This is a genomic window from Neobacillus sp. NRS-1170 (assembly GCF_050468025.1).
In genome coordinates, this window is sequence record NZ_JBITPF010000078.1 from 62,647 (window position 1) to 75,602 (window position 12,956).

Sequence of the window (12,956 nt, forward strand, 5' to 3'; positions counted from 1 at the left end):
TTCTGCTAGAAGGTTAAGAAATCTTTTTATTTAGCTGCTTTCATAATCTTCCCCTGCCGTAAGGTCAAGTTTAAATCCACCTGGAATAGCTCTTCCGGTAGGAAATGATTCGGTTGATTTCCTTTGCTTTGGTGCGTAATTTTGACTTTCATAACAGGAATCAATTTCTTCTACCGTAAGTAAGGAATCATTTAACCAGTTTTTCAGAATCCCCACCACATAGCTCAGCCTTCGCTTATTATTGGTACAGGCAATATTCAGCGCTTTTAATATCACCTCTTTCGGCTGTAAAAAGCTAGAACCCTCTAACCAAGATAACAGCTGCTGTTTGGCATTCACGTTCGAAAGACCAAATCCATTGTTGTCCCAAAACTCAACAATTTCTTTCACCTCTTTTTGATCATTTTGTAATGGATTCTCGATGTCTGGATTTTCCTCTATATTTGGATTAAAAGCTTCTTGTTGTTGTTTAATATTTAAATTTAAATTATTATTTCCTTTTTCTTTTTGTCCCCGTATCGTATTACGAGGCGTCAACGTATCGTCATGTTCTCCACATTTAGTATCTTGATATGTATGATTTTCATTTTGGTCGTTAACTTCCTCACTGAAAACCATCTCTTCTTGTTCACAAAATGATTCGAATAGGCAGCGAATTTCCTGATTTTGAATGGATTCCGAAACATATTGAATAAGTGAAAGATCCTCCACATCCTTTAACTCGGAAAAAATACAGTCCATCACCGGTTTCCCGCCTTTAACCAGGTTATCCTTCCACCAGTTTTTCATTGCCAGTTCTCTCGTATCAGGATTGTACCGGATCAGCTTGTGATGCACGATGAATCGTTCCATTAAGGAATGAACACTCTCAATCGAATAGCCCAAATCAAAAGCAATTTGTTTTTTCGTAATTTTATAGATGCCAGTTTGAGTCGTAAGTGGATTCGTAAGAAGATAAAGGTAAAAAAATTTGTCCTCCGGGGTCATCTCTTCTAATACAATCGGATTCTTCCAAAAATCAGTACGTACCATTCTAAACCTTGCCATCTTCAACCACAGCCTTTCTTCTTATAAAATTCCTTCATACTTGATATAGAAATAAATGAAGAAAAAGGTCATATGTTTTTCATTTAGAAAGTGATGCTTTATGACACACTTTCACCACCATTTCCTTTACCGGGGCTATATGTGAAAGCCCCCGCCTTCATCATTTCTACGATATCGAGGTTGGCGGAGGAAAGCGAACTTCCTTTTTTCATTTTTGAGGGCATTTTTAGACCCAAACATCAAAAAACGCCTTCAAAAAATGATTTTTGAAGGCGTTTTTTGCAATTTCGGTTATTTTATACCCTTTTTTTGGGTGAAGGTGGTATTTCTTTATGTGCTTGAAAATAGGAATTGTTTTTGGTGCTGTCACACCCCGAATAATGTCGATGAATTCGACAAAATGCGGGTAATGACAGGCACTTTTGTCTTGTTCTTTAGATACCTTAAACAAAAGCTTCTGTACCTATTTGCTTTGTTAGTCACTTCTCTAAGGAAATTATTTGATATTTCGTCCGCCATGTAATCGCTTACTGATCTCTTTAGTTAATAACATTATGAAGTCTTTATTTATATTAAACCTTTTGGCATCTTTATAGATTTCAAGCAATTGTTCTGTACTGAGTTTATGCATAATGTTCACTCCACTTTTTAAAGGTTTCTATGCTTCAAATATAATTTTAGATAAATCTTTCCGAAATATCTTAGTTAATACTAAAAGATACGATATTCCAATTATCCCCCAAGATATACCCAAAACGATGGCATGATAATTAAGATTTGTCCATAAAAATACCATCAGGCCTGTACCAATGAACGGTGAAACTAAATAATTTAAAACAGATTTGATCCCACGCTTTCGCTCATTGATAATATAGTGGAAAAAGACTGACAAATTGACGAAGGTAAAGGCAGTTAGCGCCCCAAATGTGATAAAAGAAGTTGCGGTTTCTAATGTTAGAAATATAGCGGTTAAACTTAATAGTCCCACCAAAATAATATTATAGACAGGTGTTCTGAAGCGGGGATGAACATAGCTGAAATATTTTCTTGGCAAAACGCCATCTCTACCCATTGCATATAATATCCGAGAAGCACTAGTCTGTGAAACCATACCAGAAGCAAAAGTGGATGCAAGGGATGCTGAAAATAACATGGATTGAAAAAATTCCCCCCCAAGATACTTAGCTAAGAAAGAGGAGGTTCCTTCTATATCTTCTATTTTTGGAAAAAGAGATAATGCAGATTGTTCAAAATAGGAAGCTGTGATAAATAGAACACCTGCAATAATGACAATTAATAATATCCCATTTGGAATTGTTTTTTTCGGGTCTTTTGTTTCTTCTCCAAGTGTGGTAACCGCATCAAATCCAAGAAATGAAAAAGCGAGTAATGCCGCACCACTCATTAGCAAGGAAAAGTTCAACTTGCTTGAATAAAGTGGTTCTAAGGAAAATAGTCCTTCCGGTCCCTTTGCTTGTAATAGATGGATTATGCATAATGCAGTAAAAACAAATACAGTAATAAATTGCCAAGTAACAAACAAAAGATTTACTGATACCGAAATTTTCACACTAAATATATTAGTTAGCGTTGTCACAAGAACAAAGATCACAATGGTTAACCAGACTGGAAAATTGGGGAACAATGTTGAAACATAAATACTGCATACTAAAGCACTGATCATCGGTGTAAAAAGATAATCTAAAAGGAGTGACCATCCAACCATAAAGCCGAGTGACGGGTTCATAGTCTTTTGTACATAAGTATAGGCCGACCCTGAGGTAGGGAACGCCCTGACCATTTTCCTGTAACTTCCAGCAGCAAAAAGAATCGCTATCGTAGTAACCAAGTAACCCGCTGGAACATGGCCACCTGTTGCTTTGGAAACAATACCAAAAGTATCGAACACGACTGTCGGCGCCATAAATCCTATCCCAATTACGACAATATGCCAAAGTATTAATGAACGTTTTAAGGAAACCTCTTTTCCCATTTGTTTCCCTCCTAATTTTCAAAATAATTGTCATCAAAAAAGAAAATTAATATATCTTGAAACATTAGCATTGCAAGAAAACTTTCTAGTCAATTCAAATTGGATTTTTGTGGTGTTCAAAACTATATCTGAATATTCAGATATTTAACTCCAAATAAAAAATACGCCAGAATATAAGCATTTTTCCTTTTTCACAATAGATAAAGTTGAAGCCCCTCTTCACCCTTGCAATACCTCCATAACTCTGCCAAACTCTCCATTTTGTTTATTTGTGACAAGATGAATAGCTGTAAGAATTTGTAGGCTATAGGTTTTTTAACAAACCTTTCAACATCGATGACATTATTCATTTTGGTAAAAGTCTGTTCATCTAAAACTTTTAGTATTTCATTAATTAGGATTTCAATGTTGCCCTTGACTTAGGGATTCCCCTTATAATTAGTGATTTGAACAGGACTACCTAACCTAATAATAAGGGGTTTTTTTACTCGTAGAGTCTTAGATAAATTCATAAAAATTATAGATAACTTTCTATGAAATATATCTTGTTAAATAGAAATTAATTTAATGCAATGCTAATGATTTTAAAAGTATCATTTAATCACAATAGAGTCTGTTGGCCTGGCGATAATGCTTGCATGAAGTAAAATTATTTTTGCATAATGGAATCCTGCTTAACTTTTAAAGCTACCAAACTACCAAAAGTATGCACGATTGTTGCAGCCAAAAGGGCAGTAGTTTGGGTTGGATCAAAAGAAGGAAGGACCTCAACAAGGTCGAATCCAATAAAATTAAAGTCCGTAAGAGACCGAATCAATTTTAGTGTTTTATGACTGCTAAAACCACCCACCTCTGGCGTACCTGTTCCGGGGGCATATGCGGGATCAACAAAATCGATATCAAAAGTTAAGAAACAAGGGGTGTCACCTATTATGCTTTTTGCTTGTAAAATGACTTCATCTATTCCTCGAGTGAACAACTCATTCTGAGAAATTACATTATATTCCAAGTCAAGACTTGAAGTAATATCCCAACCTCGCATACCGATTTGGACAACTTTCTTCGGTTGAATGAGACCTTCTTCGTGTGCACGGATAAAAGGAGAACCATGCCAGTATTTTTCATCCATATAAGTATCCCATGTGTCGGTATGGGAATCAAAATGGAGCAAAGCAACTGGTCCATATGCTTTTGCTGCTGCTCTTAGGCTTGCCAATGTTATAGAATGATCCCCACCTAATCCAATGGGAACAATACCTCTTTTCATTAAATCAAACATTGCATTTTCAATAATCCCATAACTTTTGTGAATATTTTGGGTAACAACCGGCAAATCCCCGATATCGATTGCGTTCGTTTCTTCAAAAGGGAAAACATCAAGTAATGCATGATATGAAGATAAACACATAGATGCCTGTCGAATTGCCTGCGGCCCAAATCTTGCACCAACCCGATAGGAAGCAGCTGTGTCAAAAGGTATTCCCAATATAGCAATTTTTGGAATATCACTTTCTGAAGGAAGCCTCATAAAAGTGCCTGATGTACAAAAATCTGGTTTATAATCTTCAAAAGGGTTTGACATTTTAAATACCTCCATTTAGTCCCCGAGGAAACTTTACTAGTTTTTTTAGTTTCCATTAAGCTAAAAAAATGAAAATAAAAGAAATTTATCTTTTATTTTCTATAGCCAGTCCAAATAATAAAATATCTGCGATTTCTGAAAGTGCTTCATTAACAGTCATTCGGTGTTCTAAAAAAAATCTTTGATCAAGTGTTGTGTTGAGGGAACTAATGACCACCTTCATAATTAATGATACATTCACATTACTAATTGCTTTTTCCTCAATTGCCTGATTAATTAAACCTCGAAGCAGTTCCCAATCACTTTTTAATAAAGAATCCATTTTGACCCATTGTTCAGGATAATATCGCTTCATTTGATCTAATATACTAATGTCTATAAATTCATAATGGTCCGGCAAAACTGTCATTACACCTTTTATTTTTTCAACGATTGATAATTGTTCATTATGTATGATGGCAGTCGCTTTATCATCCATATTTGCAAAGGTGTAATCAATTACCGCATCAAGCATATCAGCCTTTGAAGAAAAATACTTATATAACGTTTTTTTGCTAACACCGAGACGCCTTGCCATATTTTCCAACGGAAATTTTAAACTGTCATTTTTTATTTCTTCAATAAAAGCCTGAATAATCCGATCTTTAATGTGCATCACCTCTTAGAAACTTTAGAAACTAAAATAGTTTCCATAATATTAACACTTTGACATAATTTTTGCAATTTTTTATTATAAAAATTCAACTCATTCCTTCTGATAGAAGGTTAAGAAACCCTTTTATTTATCTTTTCCATGGTACTTCTGAACAGGCTTGAGACACTTCCTCAAAGCTTTTTTGATATGAAAATATTTGTAATTTTAAAATTTAGATACTATTAATTATCATATTGATATAGATAAATATGGTAGTTGTTGCAAATTAATGAATCGATTCGGTGTATTGCTATTTGCGGATTTTAAGGGAACTTCTAGGATCTTGTTCCTATTTACTATAATTCCCAAAATTGGAATAATAATAGAGTATCACTTTTTCAAAGGGGGAGTTTCATGTTTCGTCGTAAATCGATTATCACGGTTCTAGCAGCAAGCATGATTTTATCATCAGGGGTGGTGTATGCTCAGACAAATGGTGCCCCAAATGCACAATCAGACACAGCTTTTGACAACAAGGTTATCAAAAAAATTAACGTAGATAATATGTACAATACTATTAAGTATCTATCGGCAGTACCTAGGGAAGCGGGTACCGAGGGAGAGGTTCGTGGGGTTGAGTACATAGAAAGCCAGTTTAAGAGCTTAGGACTCGAAACTAAAAGAATACCGTTCCCAATCTATGATTATAAGACGAACCGTGAACTGGCTAAAGTTGACGGAGTTGATTTAAACGGTCATGCCTTTAGCGGCAGTGGAAGCGAAAATGTAACGGCAGAGCTCGTTAATGTTGGAAAAGCATTAGCTGGCACGGTTCCCAATGATGTAGCAGGTAAAATTGCCTTGGTTGAGCGGGGAGATATAACGTTTGTTGAAAAAGTGAAGAATGTGGTTGCTAAAGGCGCAGTTGGGGTTCTCATGTATAACAACAGCGCTAATGGTAATAACTTTGGACAAGCCAATGGAGAAGTTCCTGCTGTAGCAATTACTCGTGCACAAGGCCTAAATCTAGTGGAAAGATTAAAGAACGGCTCTGTAGAGGCCACGCTAGATGTTGAAATTCAAACAATCGAGAAAACATCCTATGTGGTTGAAGCTAAGTTAAAGCCAAACAAGAACAAGGATACAGGCCAAATTGTTACGATTGGTGCACACCATGACTCTGTTCATCTTGGACCTGGTGCAAATGACGATGCTTCTGGAGTCTCCGCTGTATTGGAGCTAGCAAGAATATTTGTGAATACTCCGATTGATACCGAAGTCCGCTTCCTTACATTCGGTTCTGAAGAAAGAGGGATGGTGGGCTCGTCCTTCTACGTTTCGCAACTTCCACAAAGTGATATAGACCGCATGGTTGCCCACTTTCAAATGGATATGATTGGGGGGGCAGAAGCAGGAGAAGATCATCCATTAGGTGGATTAATCATGTACACAATTGACGGTAAAAAGAATCTTGTGACGGACTTAGGAGCTTCAGCCGGATCTAGAATGTATGATGTGCCGCTGCCGTATGGACAGTTAGGAAGAAGTGACCATCAGCCATTCCATGACGTGGGCATTCCTTCTGCTCTATTTATTCATTCACCTGTTGAGCCTCAGTATCACCAGCCAACAGATACGATTGAACATATCAGCAAGGAAAAGCTGCAACAAGCTGCCTCAATCGTTGGAGCATCAGCCTATCAAATTGTTCGCCCGGATACACCAGCTCTCGATCGAGCACATGTGGCTCCTGCTACAGTAAACTACGATTTTGAAAACCGCCCAGTAGATTAATAAAAAAATAGAAAAAACAGTGCCTGATACGTCCTGAATAATGTCGAAGAATTCGACAGAATTTGGGTGGTGACAGGCACTTATTCTTAGGATTTTTTATCCTTGTTTTCCACTTTCCTCTTCAATTTGGTTAAGAAACTGTTCAACCTCTTCCTGACTTTTTCCAAGTTTACTTACAAAGCGGTTCAGTTCCTTACCTTCTTTAAAAGCAATAAAGCTTGGGATTCCGTATACATCTAGCTTCTCTAATACCTCTGGAAAATGTTCACGATTTACTGCAATCATATCTACTTTTTCTCTATACGATTCTTCCAAGATGGGCATAAATATATCGGTTTGCTGACAGTCTGGGCAATATTCGGCATAGAATTTAGCCATAACTGGTTTTGTTGATAAAATCGCCTCTTCAAACTCTTGTTTTGTTTTAATCTCTCTCATTATTAAAATCCTCCCTATATTTGGTTCTCAATGATAGATAGATTGTTTCCACTACATAATTCAATTGCATCAAGATATTTTTCGCAATCCAGAGCAGCCATACAACCACTTCCCGCAGCCGTAATGGCTTGGCGGTATTTATGATCTTGAACATCCCCGCAGGCAAATACACCTGGGATATTCGTTTCGGTTGCACCAGGATTCACCATGATATATCCCATATCATCCGTTTTGATTTGATTGTCTAAAAATGCTGTGTTTGGTTTGTGCCCAATGGCAATGAAAATACCATCAGTTTCCAGAACTTCCTCTTTTCCTGTTTCGCTGTTTTTTACTTTCAAGCCAGTAACGTGTCGATCCCCTGCGATCACTTCTTCAGGAATGGAATTTAAGCTCCACGTAATTTTTGGATTCTTTTTGGCACGGTCTTGCATAATTTGGGAAGCGCGAAGCTCCTTTCTGCGGTGGACAACCCGAACCTCCGAAGCAAACTTCGTTAAAAAATTTGCCTCTTCCATAGCAGAATCTCCGCCTCCGACAACGATAATTTTCTTTCCTCTAAAGAAAAATCCATCGCATGTTGCACAGGTGCTTACCCCACGCCCAATATTTTCTCTTTCCCCTGGAATCTCCAAAAGTTTCGCTGAAGCTCCCGTTGAAATGATTAAAGATTGCGTTTTAAGCTCCCCTATTCCTTCCACCGTTAAGGTAAAAGGGTTATTGGAAAAGTCGACTTTTTTAACCCAGCCTCTTTTAAACTTTGCTCCAAAAAACTCAGCTTGCTTTCGCATGTTCTGCATCAACTCTCGTCCCATAATCCCTTCAGGAAAACCAGGAAAATTCTCGACATCTGTTGTCAATGTCAATTGCCCCCCTGGTTCAGGCCCTTCAATGACTAAAGGACTTATGTTAGCACGTGCTAAATAGATTGCTGCGGTTAACCCAGCAGGTCCAGTCCCTAGAATAACGGCTTTATACATCGCTTACCTCCTTATCTCTTAGTCATGAATATTAATTTGCAATATTCGTGCCAAACTTTAATTCCTTGTAAAATCACTATTTTTTCAGCCTCTTATAAGTTAATCATTCCTATTTCCTATCACGTTTGAGAAAAATTTTTTCAAGACCAAGAAAACATGTACCAACTCAAATTTCAAACAGCGGATTAAAAGCCAAGAAAGTTTTAAAGGAAAGAGACAAGATAGTTGTTGTAACTACTTGAACAATATTTGGGAATTTATTCAATCATCTTTCTAGGTTAATCAATATAAACTTCTTTACATGGAGCTACTTAAATGAGGATTTTGGAGTGGTCTTAAAAGGGAGGTTTTTTTTGGAAATTAAGGATAATATCATTGCAAGTATATAGACGACTTCTCAATAATAAAAATGCGATTCCTATAAATGTTATCAGGAATCGCCTATATAAAAACCTCATTTACTTAGATCGCTTTAGTTGCTGTTTCCACAACCTCGAGCTTCTCAGGCTTTAACTTCTTTATTGCAAATCCAGTAGCACCATAAACTAAATCGAATAATGGGACAAAGAAGGCTAGAAAGACATATGGGAAATAAACATATGGCGATACCGCCAACATCTGCGAACAATAGATTGCGTTGGAATTCCACGGAATAACCGGTGCGCCCATCGTCCCAACATCCTCGATATTACGCGAAAGATTTTCTGGCGCCAAATTATTATTTTTAAAGACATTTTTCATAAGTGAACCCGCTACAATTGAAGTTAATAACATCGATGAGCCAATCATATTTGTGAGTAATGCGATTACCATTGTAGCTAGTGTTATTCTAAATGTAGAGCCGTGGGTTCGTTTGACTAATGGCTCCACTAAAGAACTAAGAATCCCAGATTGTTCCAGCATTCCCGTTACACACATGGCTAAAAGGACAACAAGGAATGAGCTCATTAAACTGTAGAGCCCGCCTTTGCTTAGGATGGGGTCAACTAACTTACTGCCGCTTTTAAACACAAATCCATTGGTCATGATATCAAACATTTTTGTTAAATTATATCCCTGAGTAAAAACAGCCACAGCCATACCGCTAAACACTCCCATTAAAAGCGAAACAATAGGTGGAATGCCCCTTACGAGCATTACTAGTACAAACAGTAGAGGAATCAATGAAATCCAGGATAAATTGAAATGCTTTGATATTATACCAGTAATTTGTTGAATCTCCTGTATATTCGCTCCGTCTTTTCCATACTTTAAGCCTAAAATGATAAATATAATTGCTGTTAGAATATACGCTGGGACAGTTGACCATAACATATGTTTTACGTGTGACATTACTTTAGAGCCGGCAACGGTAGCTGCTAAAATTGTACTATCAGACAAGGGTGACAATTTATCTCCGAAGAAGGAACCACAAATAATCGCACCTGCTGTCATTGCTTGGGGAACTCCAAGTGCATTACCAACTGTCATTAAGGCCAAACCCACTGTACCCAAAGTCCCCCATGAAGTTCCGGTTGCAAGAGATGTTGCAGATGTAAGGAGCAAGGCCGTGATTAAAAAGTATTGCGGCGAAATTAATTCTAAGCCCCAATACATAACATAAGGGATTGTACCAGAAGCCATCCAGGTAGCAATCAACACGCCAACTACTAAAATAATTGTATTCGGCTCAAAAGATTGCTTACCCATCTCCCAAGCCATATTTTGAACCTCATTATATTTATATCCCAGTTTCATGACAAGCAGGCTTACAACAATCCATAACAACAAGAACATTAATTCCAGAGATGCACCAAAACCAAGTGTTCCTGTAAGCAGCAGGCCGAAAAAGATTAAGACAGAAACCACTGCATATTTAAATGATACCGGAAATTTATAAGACTTTTTTTCCCATTCAGCAGTTGCATTTCCTTGATTTTCAGGTTTGTTCCCCATACACAGAACCTCACAATTCAATTAGTTTTTAAAAACCATATTTGTCATAGTTTAGCTTAATCTGTTTCCATGCGTGCTCTAGTAAAGATCTTGTACAAGCAATATTTACTCTTACAAAGTTACCACTATCTTTACCATATGAACTCCCCTGATTGACTTTAACCCCTGCGTCTGTAAAAAATTCAGCCAATTCAGTACCGGTGATGCCTAGCCCTTCACAGTCAATCCATAACAAATAGGAACATTCAGGATACTTAACTTTTAATTTCGGTAAATATTTATGGATATAGTTAATCGAAAAATCAATATTGCTTCGTAAATAAGCATTTAATTCATCCACATAATAATCGCATTCATTATACGCAGTGATTAAAGCCTCAACTCCTAAATAGTTATAATCAAAGTGATATTTTGCGTAAATATCATCAAATGCTTTCTTCATATTTTTATTTTTTACAATCACATAAGCACTAAAAAAGGATGCTAGATTAAAGGTTTTACTAGGGGAGTTCATCACCACAACATGTTCATCCTCTTCCTCACAAATCTCTAAAAAGGAGTGAAAGTGCAGCCCTTTGTGAATCATGTCACTATGAATTTCATCGCTTATAATCATCACGTTATTCCCGCGACATAAATCATACATTTTCTTCATTTCCTCTTTTGTCCATACCCGCCCGATTGGATTAGCAGGATTACATACAAGGAGTATTTTCACATCGGGCATCTTTAGTTTGTCTTCTAAATCTTCAAAATCAATCTGATAACCATCTCTTTTGTGGTAAATTAATCGATTGTCGATTGCTTTTCTATTAAAATTCCCAATTACCTTTTTAAAGGTGGCATAGACAGGAGGCTGTATCACTACTTTGTCTCCTGGATTGGTATAAGCATCTAAAAACATCCATAACGCACCTGTCATTAATCCAGGCGCATAACTAATTTCGTCCTCCCTTATATCAATTTTATGATGACGGCCATACCAACCTTTAATTGCATCAGTAAATCGATCACACGGAAAATACCCATAACCAAATACGCCAAAATCCACCTTTTCCCTTACAGCGTCTAATACTTCACGTGGTGCCTTGTAATCAGTATCGGCAATGCCCAGCGGAATCAATGTGCCGCCTTCCCCTTCATTGTCCCATTTATCGGAATCAGAACCAATTCGATTAATCGTTTCATCAAAGTTGTGAATCATGCTTACCCCTCATTTTCCTTAAAATCACTGCGAATGCGTTACCATTTTTGCGTAAACCAATAACATTATCAAATAAGCTTTTTTTACTTTTTTTTTAAAATCAACAAGGACTTCATCTGATATTTTGCCGCCAGAACTTCAGTCTCTCTCGCATGGTTCGATTGGATCCCACCACTGGTAATTAAATAATCACTTTTTCTGCTTTTACATGATCCAATGCCTTGCATAAATCCTTTAGAAGATCATTTTTATCTTCAATGCCGCAGCTCAGCCGCACTAATCCGTCTGTCACCCCTAATTCAAACCTTTCTTTTTCAGGAATTACAGCATGGGACATGGTGTACGGAAAGGATAATATTGATTCTACACCCCCTAAGCTAACGGCCACTATAGGAATGCTTACATGTGCAAAAAAGTCCTTCACATTTTCATAGCTTCCTAAATCAAAGGTTAAGACAGCACCACCGCTGCTTGCTTGGGAAAAATGGATCTCTCTTCCGTTATGATTTTCAAGGCCCGGGTAGTAAACAGCCTTCACCTTGCTATGTTTTTGAAGCTCTTTCGCAATAAATGCTGCATTTTCTACTTCCTTTTCCATACGGATTTTCATGGTCTTGATTCCTCTTAAAATTAACCAACAATCATATGGGGGGAGCATACTGCCAAGCATTTTTTGCGTTTTGAATAACGTCTCCGCAATGTCTTGATCGTTGGTCACAACCAATCCGGCGGTTACATCACTATGGCCATTGATGAACTTCGTCGCACTATGTATGACGATATCAACTCCAAATTTAATCGGATTTTGGAAAATCGGTGTCATAAACGTATTGTCGATGATGGTCAGCAAGTTGTATTTCTTTGCTAACTTAACAACACCTCTAATATCGGTAACCGTTAATAGGGGATTAGATGGTGTCTCAATATAAATTCCTTTAGTATTTCCCTTGATTGCCTTCTTCCAGGCGTTTAGATCTGTCTCATCCACGAAAGTGTATTCAATTCCATATCTCGGAAACATCTCTGTTACGAGCTGATAGGCTCCCCCGTAAATATCTTTAGGAAGGACTACGTGATCCCCTTGTGAGAAGTTAAGCAGTACCGCAGAAATTGCCGCCATACCGGAAGCAAAGGCATAACTATATTTAGCAAACTCCAAACAGGAAATCGTTTCCTCTAATGCTTTCCTTGTTGGGTTACCAAAACGTGTATAGGTAAACTCTTGTGATTCCGGAAATTGAGCTTGATGAAAGGTAGAGGCTTGATAGATAGGTACGGATGAGCTTCCGGTATGTAGATCAGTCAACGGACCACCGTGAATTAATTTTGTATCTAGCTCCATTTTCTTC

General features: G+C 37.4%; 11 protein-coding genes. 1 reads left to right on the plus strand and 10 read right to left on the minus strand.

From position 1 onward, the window contains the following. Positions 1-30: 30 nt before the first annotated feature. The 5 genes from ACIFOT_RS28010 to ACIFOT_RS28030 all read right to left on the minus strand — a co-directional run bounded on the left by ACIFOT_RS28010 (position 31) and on the right by ACIFOT_RS28030 (position 5,277). A complete protein-coding gene (locus ACIFOT_RS28010; RefSeq protein WP_430070930.1) occupies positions 31-1,047 on the minus strand; it encodes a DnaD domain protein in 1,017 nt (338 codons plus the stop codon). 496 nt (positions 1,048-1,543) lie between these two features. Further along, positions 1,544-1,678, minus strand: coding sequence for a sporulation histidine kinase inhibitor Sda (gene sda / locus ACIFOT_RS28015; protein ID WP_430070933.1), 135 nt, complete (start codon positions 1,676-1,678; stop codon positions 1,544-1,546). A 27-nt stretch (positions 1,679-1,705) separates the two neighbouring features. Continuing rightward, the gene (locus ACIFOT_RS28020; RefSeq protein ID WP_430070936.1) at positions 1,706-3,040 is read right to left on the minus strand and encodes an APC family permease; all 1,335 of its coding nucleotides are present in this window, start codon (positions 3,038-3,040) and stop codon (positions 1,706-1,708) included. A 649-nt stretch (positions 3,041-3,689) separates the two neighbouring features. Further along, complete coding sequence (gene speB / locus ACIFOT_RS28025; protein ID WP_430070938.1) at positions 3,690-4,622, minus strand: agmatinase; 933 nt, start codon at positions 4,620-4,622, stop codon at positions 3,690-3,692. An 85-nt stretch (positions 4,623-4,707) separates the two neighbouring features. Next, the gene (locus tag ACIFOT_RS28030; protein WP_430070940.1) at positions 4,708-5,277 is read right to left on the minus strand and encodes a TetR/AcrR family transcriptional regulator; all 570 of its coding nucleotides are present in this window, start codon (positions 5,275-5,277) and stop codon (positions 4,708-4,710) included. Positions 5,278-5,670: 393 nt separating this feature from the next. On the opposite strand from ACIFOT_RS28030, the gene ACIFOT_RS28035 reads away from it, so the two are divergent. Next, entirely contained in the window at positions 5,671-7,050 is a 1,380-nt protein-coding gene (locus tag ACIFOT_RS28035; RefSeq protein WP_430070942.1) for a M28 family peptidase, read from the plus strand. A gap of 96 nt (positions 7,051-7,146) precedes the next feature. Here the strand turns inward: ACIFOT_RS28035 and ACIFOT_RS28040 are convergent, their stop codons facing one another. From ACIFOT_RS28040 to ACIFOT_RS28060, 5 genes are all read right to left on the minus strand, one after another. Next, complete coding sequence (locus ACIFOT_RS28040; RefSeq protein WP_430070945.1) at positions 7,147-7,488, minus strand: thioredoxin family protein; 342 nt, start codon at positions 7,486-7,488, stop codon at positions 7,147-7,149. A gap of 14 nt (positions 7,489-7,502) precedes the next feature. Then, positions 7,503-8,468, minus strand: coding sequence for a thioredoxin-disulfide reductase (gene trxB, locus ACIFOT_RS28045; RefSeq protein WP_430070948.1), 966 nt, complete (start codon positions 8,466-8,468; stop codon positions 7,503-7,505). 462 nt (positions 8,469-8,930) lie between these two features. Beyond that, entirely contained in the window at positions 8,931-10,403 is a 1,473-nt protein-coding gene (gene nhaC / locus ACIFOT_RS28050) for a Na+/H+ antiporter NhaC (RefSeq protein ID WP_430070951.1), read from the minus strand. 28 nt (positions 10,404-10,431) lie between these two features. After that, a complete protein-coding gene (locus ACIFOT_RS28055) occupies positions 10,432-11,607 on the minus strand; it encodes a MalY/PatB family protein (RefSeq protein ID WP_430070954.1) in 1,176 nt (391 codons plus the stop codon). Between the two features lie 181 nt (positions 11,608-11,788). Then, the gene (locus tag ACIFOT_RS28060) at positions 11,789-12,949 is read right to left on the minus strand and encodes a trans-sulfuration enzyme family protein (protein ID WP_430070957.1); all 1,161 of its coding nucleotides are present in this window, start codon (positions 12,947-12,949) and stop codon (positions 11,789-11,791) included. Positions 12,950-12,956: the final 7 nt, after the last annotated feature.